Genomic DNA, 23,383 nt, shown 5'->3' with positions numbered 1-23,383 from the left:
GCCGCGGGCGGCGGGGGCGAGGGGCTGTACGTGACGCCCCCGCCCCGGGATTCGGGCTGGGCGGGGGCGGAGGGCCAGATCAGGACGGCGAGGGCGGTCACGGCGGCCGCGCCGGCCATCAGCCCCGCCGCCTTCCCGGCCGAGAACGCGGCGGAGGGCGCGGCGGCCGGGGCGGACGCGGCCGCCGGGGAGGTGACGGCCACCGCCGCCTGCTGCCCGCTGTCGTAGAGCGGCACCACGAGCGCGAGCCCGGAGAGCAGGCCCTCCGGCGGAACCAGCCCCGCACTGCCGTCGGAGCAGGAGGCGCAGCCCCGTACGTGGCGGGCGATCCGCTTGCGCCACAGGGGCGTCGGCGTACCGTCCCAGTCGCCCAGCAGGTCCTCCAGGGCCGGGCAGCGGGGGTCGGACGCCAGGGCCCGGACGACCGCGCGGCCGACGTCGAGCTGGTTCTTCACCCGCTGGACGCGTACGGCGGCGTGCTGCGGGGAAAGGCCGAGCGCCTCGGCGAGTTCGGACCGGGTGAGGTCGCCGGTCGTCTCCAGCCACCAGAGGGACAGCACGTCGCGCTCGGCGTCGTCCAGCCAGCGGGTGGCCTCGGCCGTCTCGCGGCGCTGACCGGAGAGTTCGAGGCGCAGGATCGTCAGATCGACGAAGTCGGCGGCGGGGTCGGCGGGGTCCTCGGTCGCCTCCAGCGGAGCCGGGCGGTGGCCGAGACCGGACCAGCGGGTGCGGACCTGGTTCATGGCGATGGCGACGAGCCAGGACCGGAAACGGGACGGATCACGCAGCGAGGGCAGTCCGGACAGCGCCCGGAGCATGGTCTCCTGCACCACGTCGTCCACGTCCGGATGGCCGTTGAGGGCGCGCCCGACGACGTTGTAGACCAGCGGGAGGTACTGGGCGGCCAGCCGTTCCCCGGCGGCCCGGTCACCCTTCCTCGCCGCGATGACCAGAGCGGTGCTGTCCACGCCGTTCACGCCCTTCGTTCGGTTCGCCACCGGGATGTGGGACAGGTCACTCCTGCGGGATTTGTTATCCGTCCCCTGTCCGGTGGTCAACCAGTATGCGGGGGCCCGTAGGCCGTCCCGCAGCGAGAGTGCCGGGAAACGGGAGGGACATGTCGAGCAGAGCGGACACCGACGAGGCGCACGCCACCGGTCCGGACCCCACCGGATCGCGGGTCGCCGAGGCGCACGTCACCGCGGCGCGGACGGGCGAGGCCATCACCACCTCGGCCCTGCACGCGGCGGCGACCGGCGCCGACACCTTCCCCGGGGCGCTCCGCGAGGCGCTGAACCGCCGCGGGCTGTCCCTGGAGCGGGTGAGCGAACGGCTCAGGGTGCGCGGCATCACCATCAGCCAGGCCACCCTCAGCAGCTGGCAGCGCGGTCGCAGCCAGCCCGAACGGGCACGCTCCCTGCGCGCGGTGGAGGTGCTGGAGGAGATCCTGGAACTGCCCGCCGGAGCCCTGCGCTCGCTGCTCGGACCGCGCCGCCCGCGCGGCCGGATCACCCCGCCCGGCGCGGAGGGGGCGGCGCTCCAGATCCTCGGGGAGGACTCGGTGGTGGAGAAGGCGCTCGGCGCACGTTTCCGCCACTTCAACCAGGAGTCCAGTTCGCTGATGGTGCACGACATCGTGAAGGTCGGCGAGAGCGGCACCCTGAGCGCGATCTCCACCACGAACGTGCTGCGGGCCAGCCGGGCGGGGGCCGACCGCGCGATCTTCGTGCTCAGCTTCGACGACGAGGCGGCCGAGCCGGTCGACATCAGGGTCAGCTGCGGACGCCTCGCCGAGGCCACGTATCTGAAGGGGCTCAAATCCCTGGTGCTGGAGATCCACTTCGGCCGGGAACTGGCCAAACTGGACACCACGGTGGTGAGCTACGCGGTCGAGGTGAGCCCGTCCGAGACGCCGGCCACCCACTACGAGCGCTGGTCGCGGACGAACCTCCACGAGTACCTCCAGCAGGTCTTCTTCCACCCCGGCGCCCTGCCGTCGGACTGCCACCGCTACGTCCGGGAGAAGGTCGGCGCCCCGCCCCGCGCCCAGCGGCGCCTCCCGCTGAGCGCATCGCACGACGTCCATGTGCTCACCTCCCGGTGCAAGCCCGGCGTCCACGGGGTGGCGTGGGACTACGGGACGGGAACAGGTGGAACGGGAGACCGCCCAGGATGAGTGGACGGCCTCCCGCGTCTGGGGGGTGGCCTTCGGCCGGTCAGGATCTGTGGTGCGGCTACTTGGTGTTGAGCGTCAGCCCGTAGTACGCGAGGGCGTCGTCGAGCGGCTGGAAGTAGGAGGAGCCGGGCGAATTGACCTGGCCGTTGCAGCGCTGGTTGCTGGGACCGCCGGACGTCATGCCCTGGGCCTGGTCACCGGAGATGTACGCGCCTCCGCTGTCCCCTCCCTGGGTGCAGACGCTGGAGCTCGCCAGGCCGGTCACGACGGTGTCCGGGCCGCCGTTCTGGTCGGTGTAGGTGACGCTGACGTTGTACGAGCGGACCTTGCCGCAGGTCCACTTGGTGGTCTGGCCGGACTTGCAGAGCGCCGCACCGGAGGGGGCCCGCTCGCTGCCCCTGACCGGGACGGTGCCGGCCCTGCCGTACGTGGTGACGTCGAGGCCGATCGAGTGGCCGGCGTCCACGGCCGCAATACCCATGTCGACGCTGCGGGTGCCCAGCGCGAACCGGGTGTGCGTGCCCTTGGCGAACCGGGTGCCGTTGTAGGCCAGTTCCGGCAGATCCTCGATGCAGTGCCCGGCGGTCACGAGCACCTGATTGCCGCTGCGGTCCTTGGCTCCGTAACCGACGGAGCAGAGGTAGCCGTTGAAGGTCATCCGGCTGCCGGGCGGAACGACGGCCTGGGTCTCCAGCTTCTCCTGGCCCTTCACGACGCGTACGGCGTCACCGTTGCTCTTCGCGGCCTTGAGGAAGCTGCGGGTCGCGGCGTCGGAGTCGCCGTTGACCTCGACGGTCACGGTGTCCGAGGCGAGGTCGACGGACCACGCGGACACCCCGGCCGGGGCGCTCTTGAGCGCCTTGGCGTCGAGCTGCGCCTTGATCCGGTCGAGCTCGCTCCCGCCGCGCTCGGGGACCCGGGCCTTGAGCCCCGCGGCCCTGACCTCCTTCGCCGCTCCGGCGTCGGCGGCGTTGACGACCAGCGAACCGTCCTCGGCGAAGAAGGCCCCGAGCGTGCTGACCCGGTCCTCCCGCAGCTCCGCGAACCGGTCCCGCTGCTCCGCCTCGCGGTCCAGCCGCTCCACGGCGGCCTTCTCGCTGACACCCAGGGTCGTGGCGAGCGCCTTCACCATCTCCGGCTGGTACGCCGGAGCCGAGGGCTCCGTCGGCGCCCCGGCGTAGGCCCCTGTGGCGACTCCGGCCGACAGGAGAGCGCCGATCGAGGCGGCGACGATGTATCTGCGCGCGTTCTTCTTCCGGCTGTGCTTCACGCGATTCCTTCCGCTACGCAGGCGAGCGTCCAGACAATGGGGGGGTGGCCACACCGCGCCTGGGGAAGCGCGATGTGTTCCATGGACACTGCCTGGCGGCGATGACATGTTCCTGTCGCCGCGCCTCGAACTCTGGCGTAGCCGGAACTGCCGCGACAAGAAGCGGAGATGGAGCTCTTTTCTACAGAACTGGCCGAGAACTGTAGAGAAGGCGGAGATCACTCACCGGCCACCACCCGGCCGGACCTGCACAGTCCCCGTCAGCGGCTGCGCCAGTGCGCCAAGGAGTTCCTTCAGAACAGATTCCGACGAAAGGACCGGTAGAAGATCCATACGAAGAGGCCGTAGAGGAGTGCCGCCATGGCGGAGGCGGCCAGGAAATCCCGGGCATGGGCGGCGTCGAAAGCCGCGAAGACCCAGTAGGTGGGCAGAACACCCGGTACCCGGTTCCAGCCTTCGAAGCTCCCCAGCGCTCCCGTCGCACCGAGTGCGGCGAGAACGAAGAGCGCCTTGAACGCGGTGAGGCATTCGATCTTGTTCCGGGCGAGAGACACCGCGGCGATCATCGCTGCGGCACCGCCCGCCGCACACAGCACGGCCAGCAGCAGCGACCGTACGAGCCCGTGCGAGCCGATGCCCGATCCGAGGACGAGCAGCAGGGGGTACAGGAGCCCCAGAGCCACCACCATGCTGAGCCGGCTCAGCAGGAACCGGTTCGGTGAGACAGGCAGCACCTTGAAGGCGGAGACGAGTCCCTGGTCCCGCTCGTCCACCATGACGAAGGACAGCATGAAGGCGGGAAACATCCCGACGATCACGCAGAAGAGGCCCAGCAGAACAGCGTGGTGGTCCCCCAGCGCGGGCCACCTCCGCTCCAGCAACGGGATGCCGAACCGCAGCAGCACGAGAAAGATCAGCGGAACGAAGAGCAGCACACTCACCGTCCGGTCCCGCACGATGCTTCTCAGGTCGTTCTTCCAGATGGTCGTTGCGCCGCTCATGCGGACCTCCCCTTACCCCGCACATGCGCGTCGAAGGACTTCGACGCCCAGAGGAACGCGCCTGCGGTCGATGCCACCAGCAGGGCGACGGCGTAGAAGACCTCCCACAGAGGCCTCGGCTCGAGTGAGCGCTGGATCAGCAGCAGCGACGCCTGTGTGGGGAGCAGGTGGTACAGCCAGGAGCCGCCCAGGCCGAGAAAGCCGAGCAGTGGCAGGTAGAGGGGTACGAGGAAGACCGGGACGATCACGAGGTATTCGTTCAGGGACCGCACCCGCACGACGGCGGCGACACCGACGAACACGAAGAGCAGCGAGGTGAGGACGACCGCGGTGATGAGGGGCACCGGCCGGAAGTCCGTACCGTGTCCCACGACCGCCATCGTCAGCGCGCACACCACGGAGATCGCCGTCAGCGACAGCGCCTTGGCCCATACGTACAAGGACGGGGACAGGGGGGTCACCACGACCGCGTGCAGGGTGCCGGCACCGCGTTCGAAGAGCATGAGGGCACCGACGAACAGGAACCCGATCATCGTCGGATCGGACAGGACGAGCAGCACCGTCACGTCGTCCCGCCAGTCCTCGGGCAGGAGGCGGAGCCCGATCCCGTAGGCGGCCGTGACGAGCAGGGCGACCGTGACGATCTGGTGCCGGAGCTGGAGTCGCAGGTCCCAGCCGACCGCGCGGGCCAGGGTACGCAGTGTGTCCCGCGGGCTTCGTTCCTTGAGGCCATCGGGCCCGGTCATGTCAGTTTCCGTCCGGTCGCCGCGACGAACACGTCCTCGAGGGACCGTTCCTGGGAATGCACCGACACCACTTCGCGCCCGCGCAGCAGTTCCAGGAACGCCTGGTCCGTGCCGAGCCGTTCCAGGGGGAACTCCTGCGAGGCGACCGTGCCGTCCTGCCGGTACTCGACCACGACTCTGCGCTCCGCCGACTGAGCGCACAGGTCCTTGGGCGCCCCGATCTGCCGGATGCTCCCCTCGACGAAGAAGGCCACACGGTCGCACAGTTCCTCCGCGTCGTGCATGTTGTGCGTCGTGAGGAAGACGGATTTCCCCCGCCGGCGCTGCTCCACCACCATGTCCTTCAGCAGCCTGGCGTTCACCGGATCGAGACCGCTGGTGGGTTCGTCGAGGAACAGGACCTGAGGGTCGTGCAGGAGGGCCCGGACGAAGCACAAGCGCATCTTCATCCCCTTGGAGAAGTCCTCCACCCTGCGGTCGGCGTCCCCGTCGAGCCCCACCTGGGCCAGCAGCTCAAGGATGTCCACCGACGAGCGGTAGAACGAGGCGAAGAAGCGCAGGTTCTCCCGTGCGGTCAGTTTCATGAAGAGGTTCGGCAGTTCGAAACCGACACCGATCTCCTCGTAGTACTCCACGCCGCGACCGGCGACATCGCGGCCCAGAACGCGTACCGAACCTGTGAAGGACTCCAACTGTCCAGTGATGATCTTCTGGACCGTACTCTTGCCCGCTCCGCTCGGGCCGAGGAACCCGAAGATCTCCCCCTGGCCCACGGTGAAGGAGACGTCCTTCACCGTGGGGCGTGTCCCGCCGCGATAGGTGTATGAGAGTCCTTCGACTTCGATCACAACCGCTTCCTCTTCCTGATCGTGCTGTTGCCGCCGCTCGATGACGAGCACCGTGGGCCTGGGCCCGAGGGGCGGGTTAGGAGTTCGTCGCCGCCTTGGCGACGATCACACACTGGGCCTGGTCGTTCTCGTCCTCGTCGGCGAGGCCTCGGATCTCCACCTCGTCGAACCCGGCGCGGAGAAGGGCGTTGCGCCAGCCGCGGACATCGAGCAGCGGCGATCCCTGGACGCGCTCGCTCTCGTCCTTGAAGAGCCACCAGCCGGTCGTCAGGCCGAAGGTCAGCGTGTTGTAGTCGAGGCGGTGGGTGAGCTCGTTGATCACGAGGATGCCCCCCGGCTTCAGCAGCTGCCGGCAGTGCGCCAGGGTCACGTCGATGCTGCGGGTGGTGTGGAGCACGTTGCTCGCGACGACCACGTCCATCGTGCCCGGCTCGTACCCCTGGACCGCGGGCGACCGCTCGACGTCGAAGGTGTCGAACTCCACGTACGGGTGGCCGGGTCCGAACTGCTGCTCGGCGGCCCTCAGGAACGCCCCACCGATGTCCGTGTAGTGGTACGTGACCCGGTCGCCCAGGTTCTTGAGAGCGTCGAACACGAAGGCGCTCGTACCGCCGGTGCCGGCGCCGACCTCGAAGAGCTGGGCCCGGGAGCGGGTATAACGACGGGCGAAGTGCCGGGTGTGCTCCTCGACCACGTCCGCGACCAGGAGGTTGTAGAACTCGCTCTGGATGCTTCCCTTGTATATCTCGGCGACCAACTCCATCGAGCCGCCCGGGAAGATGACGTCCGTGGCGTCCCTCCGGCCCGCCATGACCTCGAACACAGCCCCCTGACAGGCCACGAGCAGCGGGACGTAGTCGGCGACCGAAGGGTGCGCCACCGCCAGTTCGGCGGCCCTCTCCCCGATCTCCTCGGCGCCTCCCGGGAAGACCGCCTGAGCCAGCTTCTTGGTCGCCGTCAGGCCGCCGTTCCCACCCTGCTGGAGGAAGCCCTCTCGCTCCAGGATGTCGCACGAGGCGTGGAACAGCCGGTCGTAGGCGGGCTGCACGCCAAGGCGGCGGCGCATCTCGTCACGATCGGTGGGAGCTCCGTCCTCGGGCAGTACGCCCGCTCCTCGGAAGCCCTGCGCCAGCAGTCTGTTCCCGAAGGCCGTCAGAGCGTCGAAGTCGTTGCGGAAGGACGCGTAGTCCTCCTCGTCGACCTGCGCGGGCTGCTTGAGCAACGCCTCGATGCGGCGCGCCGCCAGCGTGAGGGTGGGCTCCTCCAACTGGTTGAGGTGGTCGTTGTCCAGTTCGGCCACCTGGAAGTCGCCCTGCACCACGTCCCGCCACGGGGTCTCGTAGTCGTAGCCGTCCAGGATCCGGGTCGGCTTCCAGTACAGGGCGCTGGCGCGCCCGGTGAAGCCGTCGGTGGCCTTGAAGAACAGCACGTCGGAGGCTGTGTAGTCCTTCATCTCATAGATCTGGTAGATGCCTTCGGCCTGTTCGGAACAAGTCAGTCCGCCCCGCAGGTAGAGGTAGATGTCGTCAGCGGCCACCCGGCGGTCACCACGGTCCTTCGCCATCCGGGCGAGCTCGGCGACCTGGAGGGGGGCCGGGAGGTGGGCCACCTCCTCCTTGAGGACGGCCCGCTCGGGGTGCTCGTCCAGCCGCAGGAAGTAGTTCGTCAGGTACAGCTGGAGGAAGTCCCGGTCGTACATGCCGTGATGCCGGTCGAACACCTCCTGAGTGGCGGGGTAGGTGTCGAACATGACCAGGTGGCGGATCTCCTCACCCTCGTCGTGCAGTCGCTGCGCCATCCTCATGGCGATCAGCCCGCCGAAGGAGTAGCCGCCGAGAACGTACGGACCCTCGGGCTGCACCTGGCGGATGCAGTCGATGTAGTGGTCGACCATCTCGTCGAGGGTGTGCGGCATCGAGTAGCCGTCGGTGCCGCGGGCCTGGAAAGCGTAGAGGGGGTAGTCCGGCCCGAGCGCCTGGGAGAGGTTCTGGAACCAGGTGGAGTAGCCCGTCGCACCGTGGACCCAGAAGGACGTCTGGCCCTCGCCCCCGATGTTGATGGGCAGCAGCTCGGCGGGGAGCCGGCTCTGCTTTCCGCTCTGGGCCGGTGCCTGACCGTTCTGGGCCGGCCGGCGGCCCGGCAGAACGCCGCCTATCTCCTGGTCCGCGAAGAACTCCTCGTGGATGTGGGCGGAGAGGGAACGGAGCGTCGGGTAGTCCACCAGCGCGGTGAGCGGGACCTGAACGTCGAACGCCTCCTGCACCACCTGCATGATCATGGCGCTCAGCATGGAGTCGACGCCGAAGTCCTTGAGGTCCCGGTCCTCGTCGAGTTCGTCCTCGGCCAGCTTCAGCTTCTCCAGGAGGATGCCGCGCAGCCCGGCACGGATGTACTCCTCACCGGTGAGACCGTCCTCCGGGTACGGGCCGTCCGAGGCCGCCCGGCCGGGTGAGGTCTCGTTCCCCCGACGCACGGCGGGCAGAGCCGTCATCGCCCCCGTCTCGGGGGCCGTGAACCAGAAGCGCTTCTCCTCGAAGGGGTAGGTGGGAAGCGCCGTCCTGAGCGCCGGCCCGGCAGCCGACGGCTGGGACGTCCAGTCGACCGGCCTACCCGTCACCCACGCGCGCGCCAGCAGGTCCGCGGTTCCGGTGACGCGTGGCGCCCCGTTCTCACCGAAACCCCCGCCGTCGTCCTCGGTGTCCTCGGCAGTCCCCCGGTGAACGCCGGGAACATCGGCCGCGTCCTCCAGCACGCCGACAAGGCGATCACGCAGTGCGCTGAGGTCCGGCGCCACCACGGCCAGCCGCTCCCTCATCTCCTCGCGCCCCTCCCGGAGCGTGAAGGCGACGGCGTCGATGTCGGGCCGCGACGACGAGGGAAGCTCCCAGCCGCTCAGCCGGTCCGCGAACAGCCGGAGGGCGCGGGTCAGAGCGCCATCGGTCCTGGCGGAGAAGACGAAGACGCGATCGCCCCCTGCCGGCGTCGCGGTACGGGGCGCACGGGTCGGCGGCTCCTCCAGCAGGACGTGTGCGTTCACGCCGCCGAAGCCGAAGGAGCTGACGCCTGCCCGCAGCGGGAGCCGGCTGCCGTCCTCGCTCTGCCGGGGCTCCCAGGGAATGGTCCTGTCGACGATGCGGAACGGGCTCCCGTCCAGATCGACGTACGGATTGACCTGGTCCAGGTGCACCATGCCGGGCAACGCCCGGTGACGCATGGACAGGATGATCTTCAGCAGGCCGGCGATCCCGGATGCGGGTTCGAGATGCCCGATGTTCGTCTTCACCGAACCGATGCCGCAGTACGGCTCGCCGGACAGCTCGACACCGCGCTTCCGGGCCAGGCGGCGGAACGCGAGCTTGATGCCGTTGATCTCGACGGGGTCTCCGAGTTCGGTGCCGGTGCCGTGCAGCTCCACGTATCCGATGCTGTCGGGTCCTACGCCGGCTTCGTCCAGCGCCGTGCACAGCAGGTCCGCCTGTGCTTCGGCGTTGGGCGCCGTGAGGGACGCCGCACGTCCTCCGTGGTTGACGGCCGTTCCGCGGATGACGGCATGGATCTGGTCTCCGTCGGCCAGTGCGCGGGCGAGCGGCTTGAGCACCAGCATCCCGACGCCCTCGCCCTTCACGTAGCCGTTCGCCCTGGCGTCGAGCGTCTTGCAGCGGCCGTCCGGCGAGAGCAGTCCCATCATGCCCGCGGCCACGGTCGAGTGGGGCGAGAGATTGAGGGATATGCCGCCGGCGATGGCGAGTTCACTCTCCCCCTGGCGCAGCGACCGCACGGCACGATGCACCGATACCAGTGAGCTGGAGCAGGCGGTGTTGACCGGTTCGCTCGGGCCGCGGAGATCGAGGAGGTAGGAGATCCGGTTCACCGAGATGGAGTGTTCGTTGCCCAGGCCGGACTGGGCGCTCATGACGCCGGCCTCGTGCATGAGGTGCTGGTAGTCGCTGAACTGGATGCCCGAGAAGAGGCCCACCCGGCGGCCCGCGAGCGCGGACGGACGGTATCCGGCGTCCTCGATCGCGGTCCACACCGTCTGGAGGAGCATCCGCTGTTGCGGGTCCATCATCTCGGCCTCGGCCGGGGAGATCCCGAAGAACAGCGGGTCGAAGGTGTCCGCTCCCTCGATGAATCCGCCCCATCGGTAGGGCGTGCGCTGCTCGGGCGGCAGGTCTTCGCTGTCGAGGGCCTTCCAGTCCCAGCGGTCGGCCGGCACTTCGGTGACCATGTCCCGGCAGTGGTAGAGGTTCTCCCAGTAGTCGTCGAGATCCCGCGAACCGGGGAACCTGCCGCTCATGCCGATGACCGCGATGGGTTCGGCGCCGTCCCTGTACTCCGGAACCTCCCCAGCCGTCAGCACACGGGAGGCGACGGCCGTCTGCCCACTGGCGTCGGCCTCCGCGGTCGGGGCGTCGGCTTCCGCGGACCGCGGTACGCGGGAGGCGAGCCGGTCTTCGTACTCCTCGATGAGCCAGTCGACGGCTCCGGCGACTCCACGCCGCTCGAAGAAGAGCGTGGGGGACATGGTCACTCCCAGATGGCTGGAGACGCGGTCCGCCAGCGCCTTCAGGGAGACCGACTCGAATCCGTACTCCCCCAGCGCGGTACGACGGTTGATGCGCTCGGGCGCCAGTCCGATCGACTCGCCGGCGAACGTCGTCAGTGTCCGTTCGAGCCACGACCTGAGGTTGCCGTCGCTCTCCTGCGGTGAACGCCCCGTGTCCGTCTTGCTGTCCATCATGACCTCCGGATCGTCCTGCGGGGATGGTTCGGGAGCGGATACCGCGGCCGTCCGTGCGGCCGTGTCGAGCCAGTGGCGTTCGCGGGCGAAGGGGTAGCCGACCAGAGGGACGGCTCCGCGTCCGCGCCCGGCGTGCTGGGAACGCCAGTCGACCTGGGCACCGCGCACCCACCGCTGGGCGAGGGCCTCGGGGCTGTCGGTGTCCGTGGGGACGCCGACCCGGTCGGCGGCTTCGTCCGGGTCGACCGCCAGGCTGCCGGCGAAGACACCGGCCGCGGGAACACGTCCCTCGGCGAAGGCACGAAGCCCGGCGACCGCGCCCGCGAGGTCGGCGGTGACGACCGCGAGGCGTTCGTCCATGGCTTCCCTGCCGACCTGCAGGGTGTAGGCAACGTCTCCGAGACGGTGCGGCCGTGTGGGAATCGACCGCCGCGGGCGGTCGGCCGGAACCTCGAAGTGGCCGCGCAGAACACTTTCGTGCTGTCCGATCAGGTGGTCGGACAACTTCTCCACCGTGTGTGCGGCGAGGGGCAGTTCATCGGACGGCACCCCGCATTCCTCGGCCACGGCAGTGCCCAGCCGCACCCTGGTCACCTCGTCGAATCCGCACTCGGCGAGATCGTCGGCCTGCCCGAGGTCCCCGGGCCGCAGGCCGAGCAACTCGCTCAGCCGATCGGTCAGGTAGTCCTTCACCCTGCTCGCCAGCGTGTGCTCCGGAGCCCCGGGGCCGGAGTCGGCCGAGTGGTCCAGCCGGTCGGCGAGTCGCGAGGCCAGGTCCGTGAGACGGTCGGGGCTCTTCGCGGAGAGCACGAGTACGTGTCGGCCGTCCGCGTCGTCCGGCAGCGGCTCCGGCAACCGGGGTGCTTCGAGGATGAGGTGGGCGTTCGAGCCTCCTGCCCCGAAGGAACTCACACCCGCGATCCAGCGAGGCCGCGCGTCACCGCGTGGCGTCCACTCGGACAGCTCGCGCTGCAGACGGAAGGGTGAGGCCTCCAGATCCACGTCGGGGTTGAGCCGCTCCGCGTGGAGCGACGGCACCAGGGTCCGGTGCCTCATCTGCAGGATGACCTTGGTCACCGCGGCGATGCCCGCCGCCGACTCCAGGTGCCCGATACCCGACTTGACCGAGCCGATCGGGATCCTGTGCGAGCCGTCGGGCACGACTGCCGCACGGGGGTCCGGGCCGGCGTGATCCTGGTCGTGGAACGCCTCGGTGAGCGCGGCCACTTCGATGGGGTCCCCGAGCGCGGTTCCGGTCCCGTGCGCCTCGACGTACCCGATGTCCTCGGCCCTCACCCCGGCCCGGTGCATGGCCGCGGTGATCGCCGCGCTCTGCGAGCGGGTACTGGGCACCGTGTAGCCGTTCGTGCGTCCGCCGTGGTTCACGGCGCTGCCGCGGATGATCGCGTGAACGGTGTCGCCGTCGCGCAGCGCCGCGTCCAGCGGCTTGAGCAGCAGCGCTCCCGCGCCCTCGCCCGGAACATAGCCGTCCCCGTCGGCGCCGAAGCTGCGGCAACGCCCGTCGGTGGAGAGGAAGCGCGCCAGGCTGAGCTGCCGGTACTTGTCCGGGTGGGTGCTGAGATTGACGCCGCCGGCGACAGCTGTGTCGCATTCCCCCCTGCGCAGGCTCTCGCACGCCAGGTGAATGGCGGTGAGGGACGACGAACACATGGTGTCCAGCGCCATGCTGGGCCCGCGGAAGTCGAAGAAGTACGACACCCGGTTGGCGATGGAGGCGTAGGACGACACGCCCATGCGGCCGTCCGGCGCGGCACCGTAGCGCTGGTAGTCGCCGTACATCACCCCCACGAAGACGCCGGTGGTGCCATCCCGCAGGTCGGCACGGGTTCGGCCCGCGTCCTCCAGTGCGTGCCAGACCGTCTCCAGGAAGACGCGTTCCTGGGGGTCCATCATGTCGGCGTCGCGCGGAGCGATGCCGAAGAACAGGGGGTCGAACCTGTCGATGTCATCGAGGAATCCACCCCACTTGGCGTAGCTCCTGCCGGGCCCGCCCTCGGGGTCGTAGAAGCCCTCCATCGGCCATCGATCCGCCGGGACGGTGGTGACGCAGTCCCGGCCCTCGACGAGGTTGTGCCAGAACTCCTCGATGTCCCCGGCCATGGGGTATCGCCCGGCCACACCGATGACGGCGATCTCCCCGTTCGCATGTGTCGATTCCTCGGCCCCCGCCCGGAGGACCTGCGTGCGCCCGGTGGCTGAGGCGGTGACGCTCGACGGGCCCGGGCCGGCCGCCGGTTCCTCCGGTGCCTGGTCCGTGGCGGTGCTCCCATCGGGAGACATCTTGCTCTTCAGCAGTGGCCCGTACCTCCGGGCCAGGTGTCCCGCGATCTCGGAGAGGTTGGCGTACTGGAAGAACAAGGTCTTGGGCAGCGGACCGAACTCACGCTCCAGGCGTTCGGAGAGCCGCATCACCATGACGGAGTCGATGCCATACGTGTCGAACGAGGCCTCGGGGTCGATGCGTCGCGCCGGTACGCGCAACTCCTCGGCCAGGACCTCGCCCAGCAGGGTGGTGGCGAACCGCCGCAGGTCCTCCGTGCCGGCCGCCTGGTCCGCCGTGTCGTCCGGGCGACGCCCGACGGCCGAGCTCTCCGTCTGCCCGGCGGATGCCTGGACGGCGGCGGCAGCCGCCCGGCCCTTGACGACGACGAGCCGGGGCCCGGGGCTGCTGAGCGCCTTCTTGAACGCGCTCCATCCCTCGTCGACGCCGAGTGTGTCCGGGCCCGGGAGCACGTGAGCCATGCCTCCGCCGGACCAGGCGGGCCAGCCGATCGACAGGGTCCGGCCGTTGCGGCGCCCCTCGCCGCGCCACGTCTCCCGCGTCTCGGCGAACTCGTCGAGGAATCCGTTGGCGTAGGCGTAGTCGCTCTGGCCGGGGTTGCCCACGGTGGCCACCACGGAGGAGAAGAAGACCATGAACTCGAGCGGGTCCTCGCGGGTCAGGTCGTCCAGCCACACCGCGCCGTCGCACTTCGCGCCGAGCACGTCCTGGAGGTCGTCCGCCGTCTTGTGCAGGAGGAACGCGTCACGGATGACGCCGGCCGCGTGGATGACGCCGTGCAGCGGACCGAAACGGCTCCTGACCTCACGCAGTGCTTCACCCAGGGCGGTCCGGTCGGACACGTCCGCCCTCATGTGGACCACATCGGCTCCCTCCGCCCGGAGGGAGCGCAGCGTCTCCCGTGCCTCGGGCCCGGGGGCGGAGCGACTGACGAGGACCGGACGGGCGCCGTCGGCCGCCAGGCGCCCCGCGAGTGCGAGGCCCAGGTGACCCGTACCTCCCGTGATCACGTAGGTGTGTCCGGGCCGGACGACGCTCGCGGGGGTTTCCGTCTGTGCGGGCAGCTCCCTCAAGGTCCGCTGTCCGATGGAGCCGGTCGGCTCCAGGCGGAGCTCCACCGGTTCGTCGGGGGACACGTCGGCGAGCAGGAGGTCCCAGGCGGTGGCGGGGAGAGCGCGGTCGTCGATTCCGGTGGGCAGTCCGATGGTCCCCAGGCACAGGTCGGGGTTCTCCCTCCGTACCGTTCGGGCGAAGGCCCCCAGTGCGGCGAGTTCGGGGGCCGTCCCCGCGGCGGCCGGGTAGGCGGTCCTGACCGCCACCGGACCCGGCAGCGGTGCGGCGCAGAGGGCCTGGGTCAGCGCGAACAGCGTGCGGAGCCCATGCGTCCGGCCGAGCGGGGCCTCCAGGCTGGCGGAGAGGGTTCCGGTCGCCGCTGTCCGGGCGGTCGACAGGAGCAGGATCCGGGTGGGCCGCTGTGCCTCCGGCAGGGCGGCCAGCAACCGGGCGTAGTCCTCGGTGGATTCGGGCCGCACTTCGTAGTGACCGGGCGCGAGGGACCGGAATGCTTCGCCGGGGGTGACGAGGACGACGGGCCGCCCGGGGTTCTCCGCACGCAGACGATCGGCCGACGAGCCCTCCGTGTCCAGCACCAGGACCGGCTCCACGGAGGACCGCGCCGTATCTGTGAGGCGCTCCGTCTCCTGCCACTCCGGGGCGAACAGGGTGAGGTCCGGCGGTGTCGCCGGGTCCGGTTCCCGGCTTTCGAGAACCTCAAGACCCTCCATGGTCACGAGCACCGTTCCCGTGTCGTCCATGACCTCGACATCCAGCACGCCGTCGTCACGGCGTTTCAGACGGGCGTAGCAGGAGTCGCCGAGCGGTGTGTGCACGGTCAGCCGGCGCAGTGCGTAGGGGACGCGACGGACGCGGTCGTCGTCACCGGCGAGGGCGACGAGGGCCTGCAGCGCGCCGTCCAGCAGCGTCGGCCTCAGGGAGTTCGGGGCCTGGCGGACGGCCTGTTCCGCGGGCAGTTCCAGGCGGGCCAGGACTTCGTTGCCGGAGAACCGCAGTTCGCTCACCACCCGGAAGCCCGGCCCGTAGGCGAACCCCAGCGCGGTGAATCGTCGGTAGCAGTCCTCCCGGTCGATGACCGAGGTGCAGCGGGCGCGTACTGCCTCGATGTCGACGGTGAGGTCTTCGGGCTCCCGGCTCCGGGGGCTCAGTACGCCGGTCGCGCCCGCGACGCCCGTGGACCCGTCGGGCGCGTCCACCGTGAAGCGCAGGGTTCCGTCCTCGCTCGGGGAGACCGTGATCTCGATCCCTCCGTCGTCCGTCGGGACGACGGGCCGGTTCCAGGTGATCTGTTCGACGACCGGCTGAGCGCCGAAGCCGGCCCGGGCGGCCGCGGCGCGGGCGAGTTCCAGGGAGACCATGCCGGCCAGCACGCGCCGGCCGCCGATGACGTGGTCGGCCACCAGCGGATCACCGGGCCGCGCGCGGAAGCGGAAGGACGCCCCGTGTGCCGAGGGGAGCTCTTCCAGGTCCGGGCCGGTGTCCGGACCGTGCACGGCGGCGTCGGAGTGCCAGTAGTGGTCCCGCTCGAAGGGATAGGTAGGGAGGGGCACCCGCCGCTGTCCGCCCTCGGGAAGGACCTGGCGCACGGGCAGCGTGATCCCGCGTTCGTACAGGTCGGCCGCGAACCTCAGGGCGCGAGCGTGATCGGTGCTGCCCGGGAGGACGTCGGCGAGGCGCTCTCCCAGCATGTCCAGGAGCCGCGTCTTCTCGGCACCGCTCAGCCGCGCGGCGGGCGTGCGGTCCGCGGCTCGGCCGTCGAGGGCCTCCTGGATCGAGCGGCGCAGACCGTGCGTCGTGTCGGCGACCAACGCGAGACGTATCTCGAAGTGCTTGCGGCCGTCGTGCAGGGTGTGGGCGATGTCCTCGAGCCGGTGGGCCTCGCCCCGCTCGTCGAGCCAGGCGTCCAGGTCCTTCAGGCGGCGGCGCAGGGCCTCCCCGGTCTTGGCGGAAACGAGAATGAGGTGGGGCCGGCCGCTGTCGGCCGGGGCGGAAGCCACGGGGCGCGGGGCGGGCGGTTCCTCCACGACCACATGGGCGTTGGTGCCGCTGTAGCCGAAGGAGCTGATCGCGGCGCGGCGCGGCGCGTCCTCGCGTCGAGGCCATGGCTGGAGGGAGGTAACGGGGCGGAACGGCGTCTCGGAGAAGGTGATGCGTTCGTTCGACGCCGAGTAGTGGAGCGTGGGCGGGATCTGCTCGTGCTCGAAGGCCAGCAGACACTTGATGAGCCCGGCCACTCCCGCCGCTTGGCCGGTGTGTCCCAGATTGGACTTGACCGACCCGATGGCGCAGAACTCCCGGTCGTCGGTGAAGCGGGCGAACGACCGTGTGAGGGCCTCGATCTCGATCGGGTCGCCCAGGGCGGTGCCGGTGCCGTGCGCTTCGATCAGCGAGATCGTCCGGGGGTCGATCCCGGCCTGCTCGTACGCCTGGAGCTGCACCTCCGTCTGTGCGCGGGAGCTGGGGGCGGTGATGCCGTTGGACTTGCCGTCCTGGTTGACCGCCGAGCCGAGGATGACACCGCGGATGTCATCACCGTCGCGCAGGGCCGCGTCCAGGCTCTTGAGGACGACCACCCCGCACCCTTCACCGGGAACGAAGCCGTCGGCGTCCTGGTCGAAGGCGCTGCACCGGCCTCGCGGCGAGAGCATGCCCGCCTTGCTGGCCGACACGTAGAACCCGGGGCCGACGAACAGGCACACACCGCCGGCGAGCGCCATCTCGCACTGTCCGCTGCGGATGGCCTGGCAGGCCAGGTCGAGGGCGACCAGCGAGGAGGAACAGGCGGTGTTGAGGGCCACGCTGGGGCCCCGCAGGTCGAGCAGGTAGGAGATGCGTGAGGCCAGGATGGAGGTGTCGTTGCCGAGCAGGACCTGAGCGTCCGCGTCCGGGCCGGAGCGCTGTGATTCCAGCGGGTAGTCGCTGGCCGGAGTGCCGACGAACACTCCGCAGCTGGAGCCCGCGAGCGAGTCGCCCGCGTGACCGGAGTCCTCGAGTGCGTTCCAGCAGCCCTCGAGGAAGAGCCGCTGCTGCGGGTCCATCCGCTCCGCCTCGCGGCCGGAGAGGTGGAAGAACAAGGGGTCGAAGGCGGCGACATCCTCCACGAAGGCGCCCCACCGCGAGTTGGTCCTGCCGGGGGTCCGGGGATCGGGGTCGTAGTAGTCCTCGGGGCGCCAACGGTCCGGCGGCACCTCGGTGACCGCGCACGTGCCCTCGGCCAGCAGACGCCACAGGGCGTCCGGCGACCCGGCTCCGGCGTAGCGGGTGGAGAGGCCGATGACCGCGATCCGCTGCTCCGCAGGTGATCCGGCGGTGTGTGCGGCTCGCGGCCGGTCCGCCTGCCGCCCGGCGGCGCGCAGCTCGGCGAGGCGCCGCTGCCCCTCCTCCGGCGTGATCTGCTTCGTCTCGACGAGTTCCAGCAGTTTCTTCATGGCGCTTCTCATGCGGATCCCCCGAGATTCATGTACGCCTCTTCCAACGACAGCTCGCCGGCGGCCAGGCGTCGGAGCATGTCCTGCTCATCCGTCTTCCCGTCGTCACCGCCGTCGCGCGGTGTGTGCCCCGGGGCGTCGTCGGCCGGTACGGGTGTGTGCTCGTCGTGCACGAACGCGGCGAGCGCCGCGAGCGTGGGGTGGTCGAACAGTGCGGTGGTGCCCAGGTCGATGCCGAGCTCGGCGTTGAGCGTGCTCACGAGCTCGACGAGGATGATCGAGTCCACCCCGTACTCCGTGAACGGCCGTTCCGGGTCGAGGTCGGCCTCGTGCCGCCCCAAGGTCCTGGCTATGAGCTCGGCCAGCTGCCCTTGGGTCTCCTCCAGGTCCCGTTGCTGGTTCTTGCCGGGTTCCGGGGCGTGCCGGGACGGTTGTGCGGGGCGCTGGAGGTCGGCGACCAGCACGTGGAGGCCGAGGCTGCGCGGGGCACCTGCCACCGCGTCGAGGACGGCTGTCTGTTCGAAGCCCTTCTCCCGCAACAGGGCCTGCCAGGTGGCTGGTTCGGCCAGGGGCGAGGAGGGAATCCTCCGGAACCCGTCCTCGAAGCGCCACCAGCCGTCGAGAAGCCCGAACGTGAGGGTCGTGAAGGCGCTGAAGGCGGTCGTCTCGCACAGGACGAGGCGGCCGTCCTCCGTCAGCAGGCGCCGCACGTGCGTCAGAGTGCGGTCCAGGTTCTGCGTGGCGTGCAGCACGTTCGCGGCCACGACCACGTCGAAACCGCCCTCCTCGAATCCCTGGTCACCGGGGGGCCTCTCGATGTCCAGGCGCTTGAAGGACACGAAGGGGTGGCGGGCGGCGAACTCCTTGCGCCCATGGCGCAGGAACCCCGTGGAGACGTCCGTGTAGACGTATTCGACCCGGTCCGCGTAGGGGCTCAGGGCCGAAAGCACGGTGCGTGTCGTGCCGCCCGTTCCCGCACCCACCTCGAGAATCCGCAGGGGGCGTCCCTCCGGGTTTCGGGAGCCGGCGGCGCGGGCGACGACCTCACGTGCCGCCGCCCGGTTGGCTCCGCTCGCGAGCGGGTCGCCCTTGTAGACGTTCTCCACCAGCCTCGTGGACGAGTCGGGGAAGATCACTTCGGTGGGGTCGATCCTTCCGGTCAGCAGCCTCGGGTACTCCCTCAGGCAGGCGTCCAGGAGCTGTACGTGAGCGGCCACCTCGGGGTGGCGTGCCGCCAGTTCTCCCGCCTCAACAGACAAGTCGCGCCCTTCCAGGGCCGTCACGGCGTGGGTGGCGCGGAGCAGCTCTCCGTCGCGTTCCACATAGCCCGCGGCCACCGCGATGTCCATCACGGCGTCGCCCAGCCGGCGGTGCGCGGGGGCCAGTCCCAGTTCGGCGGCCACCGCGGCGGCCGGCAACTGTTCACCGGGCTTCCGGAAGGCCCCCAGGTCCTGCAGGGAGCGGACCATCATCCGGGCTCCCAGGGCGTTCAGTTCGTCATGCGCGCGACGCAGTCGTACCCCGTCCGGCTCCTGCGTCCCCGCCGCGGCCCCGGGAACGGCGGAGAGCTCCTCCCGGTGCGGCGCCGGAAGAGTGCCGAGCCGGTCCAGGAGCCGTTGCTCCGCCTTGATCACCATGGCCTGGGTCAGCCCGCGTCCGATGACGACCTCCAGGGCGGCCATGCCCTCCTCGGAGCTGACGGAGTGCACGCCCATGGCCTGCATCCGGCGGCGGTAGCTCGCCTTCGCCACCACGCCGACGTCGCCCCAGTAGCCCCAGTTGACGACGTGCACAGGCCGGCCCGCACGGGCGAGACCCACACCGAAGGCGTCCTGGAAGGTGGATGCCGCGGCGTAGTTCGACTGTCCCGCGTTGCCGCTGAACGACTGGGCCGACGAGTACAGCACCAGGAAGTCCAGCGGCTCGTCACGCAGCGCCCGGGCCAGCGACACGGATCCGCGCGCCTTGGGCGCGAGCACCGCGTCGAGAGCGGCCTCGTCCATGTCTGCGAGCCGGGAGTCCGCGAGGACCAGCGCGGAATGGAACGCGCCGTGGATCCTTCCGAATCGCCGGTTCACCGACGCGACGGCGGCGGCGAGGGACTCCTCGTCGGCCGCGTCCGCCTGTACGTACATCGCGCGGCCGCCGGCCTCCTCGACGGCACGCAGGTGCTCCTCGACGGCGGGAGTCGCGGCCCTGCGGCCGAGCAGAGCCACATTCGCCCCGGCACGGCGGGCCAGGTGCAGAGCGGTGACCGCACCGATGCCTCCGGCACCACCGAGAATCACATACGTGCCGCCCTTCCGGAACGGTGACTCCTGCGGCGCGGTCGTGTCGGCGATTCGCAGGAGTCGCTTCCAGCGGCGGCCGTCCCGCAGGACGATCTCGTCTCCGTCGGGGTGCCCGCTCTCCAGCGCGACGGTCCGGGCGACCTCTTCGGCCGCGGGCCCGGTCAGGTCCCGGGTGGCGACGTCGACGCAGCCGACCCGCCAGCCGGGGTACTCCTTCGCCAGCGAGCGGCACAGCCCGAACAGGGCGGCGGCCACCGGCCGGGGCTCTTCCGTACCGGTGCGTGCATGCCCGTCTCCCGTCACCGGGATCAGGTCCAGCGGCCTGTCGCCGAGGTTTCTCCGCAGGAGTTCCTTGACCAGGCGGACGAGGGAGCGGACGCCGAGATCCTGCGCACGTTCGAGACCGGCGATCGAGGAGGACGCCTCGGCGGAGTCGAGGGCGCCGAGGAAGTAGACGCGTTCCGGCTCGGGCAGACGGGCCGTCGCCGCGGTCCAGGGTTCGCTGTTCCCGGGGTCGAGGGACACGATCCGGACGTCGGCTTCAGGGTGGTGAGCCGCCAAGCGGGCGGCCAAGCCGTGGTCCCGGGAGGGTGTCACCACCCACACCCGGCCCGCTGCCGTCGTCGCCGACCGGTCGCTCTGTTCCGCTTCCTGCCACACCGGTTCCAGGATGCGCAGCGGGACAGGCGCTCTGAGCTCCCGGTACGAGAGGCCTTCGACGGCCACGCAGGGGCGGCCGGCGGCGTCGAGGATCGTGACGTCGCACTCCTGGGCCCCGGTCTGCCGGACGTACGCCCAGCTTTCGGCCGGGACGGGGCGGAACAGCCGGACCGCGGCCATCGAGAAGGGCACCAGGGGACGCTGCTCCTCTCCCTCCGGCTGAATCGAGGCGACCGCCTGCACCGCGCCGTCCATGACGCCCGCGGGCAACTCCGTGCCGCTGTCCTCGCGAGCGAGGGCCACCAGGCCCTCGCCTGATCCGCTGCGGATGTCGACGACCGTCCGGAAGTGAGGACCGTAGTGGACGCCCATGCGGTCGAAACGGGCGTAGTGGTCCGCCGGCGGGGTCGAGGTGACACACCTCGCCCGGACGGCATCGAGGTCGACTCGGTCCTCGGCGCCGGCGCCGGTCCGGATCTCACCCCGGCTGAACGTCTGCACGGCACCGCTCATGTCCGGGCCCCGCACCTCGAAGGCGTACGCGCCGTTCTTCGTGGGCGAGAGGGCCACCAGGGCCGTCAGCTGTCCGGTGACGAAGAAGGGGCGCAGCCAGACCGCCCGGGACACCGTGACGGGCACGTCCCCCAGCATCGACAGGACCGCCCGATGCACCAGCGAGAGGTGTCCCGCCGCCGGCAGCAACGGCTTGCCGTCGACCACGTGATCGCGCACGAGCGGCTGGTCCGGCGCCAGCGGATACGTGAAGGTGTTCTGGTTCTCCGGCTCCGTCCGTACGCGGGAACGCGTGCCGGATCTCCGGTCGCCCGGCGCCGCGGCGGGCGCCGGGACCGGCTGTGCGGCCGGTACCCAGCAGCTTTCCTGCGCGAAGGGGTAGGTGGGCAGTGAGATCCGGCGTCCGCCGTCCGCTCCGTTCACGGTTTCCCAGGAGATCTCTCCACCGGCGACGAACTCGTCTGCCAGGCGGCCCAGTTCTCCGGTGTCGCCGGTCGGGCGTGTCTCGGGCCGCTGCAGTCGTGCGGCGATCTGTTCCCGGAGGTCGTCGGCTCCTCGGGCGACGAAGGCCGCCCGAACGGGGAAGTGGGAGCGACCCGTTCCCAGCGTATGTGCGATGTCCCGCCATTCGTGTTCCCGGCCCTGCCGCTCCAGCCAGTCGGAGAGGTCCGCCAGCCGTTCGTCCAGCGCCTGCCGGGTCTTGGCCGAGACCGGGCAGAGCCGGAGCCTCCCGACGTCCTCGGACGGCCGCGGCGGGGCGGCGGGCGCCTCGCGTACCACCGTGTGCACGTTGGTGCCGCTGAACCCGAAGGAGCTCACCGCAGCCTGCCGTGGCAAGCCGTTCTCCGCAGGCCAGTCCCGCAGTTCGGTGCTCACGTAGAAGGGGCTCTCGTCGAAGAGGATGTGCTTGTTCGGTGACTGGAAGTGCACCGTCGGTGCGAGCTTGCGGTGTTTGAGCGACAGCAGCGCCTTGAAGAGACCCGCCACGCCGGAGGCGGTGAGGGTATGGCCGAGGTTGGACTTCACGGATCCGACGGCGCAGAATCCGCGGCGCGAGGTGGACGTCCGGAACGCCTGGGTCAGTGCCTCGATCTCGATGGGGTCGCCCAGGCGGGTTCCCGTGCCGTGGCACTCCACGTAGCCGATCCCGCCCGGGTCGATGCCGAACCGCTCGTAGACCGAGGTGAGCAGCCCGCGCTGCGAGGGGGCGCTGGGCGCCGTGATTCCGCTGGTCCGGCCGTCCTGGTTGGCGCCGGAGCCGGCGATGACACCGTGAATGTGGTCTCCGTCGCGCAGCGCGTGATCCAGCCGCTTGAACAGCAGCGCGCCCACCCCCTCCCCGGGGACGAAGCCGTCGGCGCCCTCGTCGAAGGGGCGGCAGCGCCCGCGGGGAGAGAGCATGCCCGCCTTGCTCGCGAGGATGTGGAGTTCCGGGGTGGCCAGGGCGGCCACGCCGCCGGCCATCGCCAGCTCGCTGCGTCCCTCCCGGACCGCCTCGCACGCCAGGTGGACGGCCATCAGGGAGGAGGAGCACGAGGTGTCCACCGCGAGGCTCGCTCCCTTCAGGTTGAGGTGGTAGGAGAGTCGTGACGAGAGCACGGCGGGGTGGGTGCCCATGAAGGTGTAGCCCTCGACGGGCACGCCGTGCTCCCGCAGCAGATGGTGGTAGTCACCCATCGAAGTGCCCACGAACACCGGGCACTCGACACCGTCGAGCGACCGGTCGCTGTAGCCGGCGTCTTCGATGGCCCGCCACGCCTCCATGAGGAACAGGCGCTGTTGCGGGTCCATGAGGCGGGCCTCTCGGGGCGAGATGCCGAAGAAGTCGGGGTCGAACCGGTCGATGCCGTCCAGGACGGAGCCCCACTTGCTGTACGTCTTGCCGGGTGCCTTGGGGTCGGCGTCCCAGTGGGCGTCCGGGTCCCACCGATGCGGGGGAATCTCCCGCACCGAGTCACGGCCGGCGGCCAGGTTGACCCACAGCTCCTCCAGGTCGGCCGCGTCCGCGAATCGGCCCGACATGCCGATGACCGCGACGTCGTGCCGGCTCGCTCCGACGGGCTCGGGGTCTGCGCGGTGCGCCGGTACGACACGGCTCGACTCCGCCGGGGTTCCCACCGGCTGCGGAGCAGGCGCAGGAGATGTCCGCATGGCCGTGCCGACTGCCGTGCCGCCCGTTCCCGGCACGGATACCGCGTTCTCGGCGACGTGCTCGGCGAGCTTGCGGAGCGTCGGGTAGTTGAAGAAGTCGGTCGGCCGGAGGTCCGTGCCCAGTCGCCTGTTGATCTGCTCGACGATCTCCACGGCGAGGACGGAGTCCACGCCGAATTCGG

Annotated in this window: 8 protein-coding genes (1 of these 8 running past the window's edge); 1 reads left to right on the top strand and 7 read right to left on the bottom strand. The window is 70.5% G+C overall.

Annotated features, from left to right (window positions below):
* The coding region (locus CR470_RS01185; RefSeq protein ID WP_143663736.1) for an RNA polymerase sigma factor at window positions 1-977 on the bottom strand (977 nt) is incomplete at its 3' end.
* A gap of 140 nt (window positions 978-1,117) precedes the next feature.
* Between CR470_RS01185 and CR470_RS01180 the strand changes: the two genes are divergently transcribed.
* On the top strand, window positions 1,118-2,176 hold the full coding sequence (locus CR470_RS01180) for a helix-turn-helix domain-containing protein (RefSeq protein WP_097865698.1): 1,059 nt from the start codon (window positions 1,118-1,120) through the stop codon (window positions 2,174-2,176).
* Window positions 2,177-2,234: 58 nt separating this feature from the next.
* Here the strand turns inward: CR470_RS01180 and CR470_RS01175 are convergent, their stop codons facing one another.
* From CR470_RS01175 to CR470_RS01150, 6 genes are all read right to left on the bottom strand, one after another.
* Entirely contained in the window at window positions 2,235-3,446 is a 1,212-nt protein-coding gene (locus CR470_RS01175) for a S1 family peptidase (RefSeq protein ID WP_097865697.1), read from the bottom strand.
* Window positions 3,447-3,739: 293 nt separating this feature from the next.
* Window positions 3,740-4,447 carry a hypothetical protein gene (locus CR470_RS01170; protein ID WP_097865696.1) on the bottom strand — a complete coding sequence of 236 codons (708 nt, stop codon included), beginning with the start codon at window positions 4,445-4,447 and terminating at the stop codon, window positions 3,740-3,742.
* A complete protein-coding gene (locus tag CR470_RS01165) occupies window positions 4,444-5,193 on the bottom strand; it encodes a fluoroquinolone export ABC transporter permease subunit (protein ID WP_097865695.1) in 750 nt (249 codons plus the stop codon). The genes CR470_RS01170 and CR470_RS01165 overlap by 4 nt, the downstream gene beginning before the upstream one ends.
* The gene (locus CR470_RS01160; protein ID WP_097865694.1) at window positions 5,190-6,041 is read right to left on the bottom strand and encodes an ABC transporter ATP-binding protein; all 852 of its coding nucleotides are present in this window, start codon (window positions 6,039-6,041) and stop codon (window positions 5,190-5,192) included. Before CR470_RS01160 ends, CR470_RS01165 begins: the two co-directional genes overlap by 4 nt.
* A 76-nt stretch (window positions 6,042-6,117) precedes the next feature.
* Entirely contained in the window at window positions 6,118-17,586 is an 11,469-nt protein-coding gene (locus CR470_RS01155; RefSeq protein ID WP_179892079.1) for an SDR family NAD(P)-dependent oxidoreductase, read from the bottom strand.
* 8 nt (window positions 17,587-17,594) lie between these two features.
* On the bottom strand, window positions 17,595-23,383 hold the final stretch of the coding sequence (locus CR470_RS01150) for an SDR family NAD(P)-dependent oxidoreductase (protein ID WP_179892078.1). Its footprint extends 7,465 nt past the window's final position; 5,789 of the gene's 13,254 nt are visible here — the last part of the coding sequence; its start codon lies off the right edge, out of view; its stop codon occupies window positions 17,595-17,597.

The organism is Streptomyces sp. rh34 (assembly GCF_002551245.1).
In the GTDB taxonomy this organism is placed as follows: Bacteria; Actinomycetota; Actinomycetes; order Streptomycetales; family Streptomycetaceae; genus Streptomyces.
This window is presented reverse-complemented; position numbering and strand designations above follow the sequence as displayed.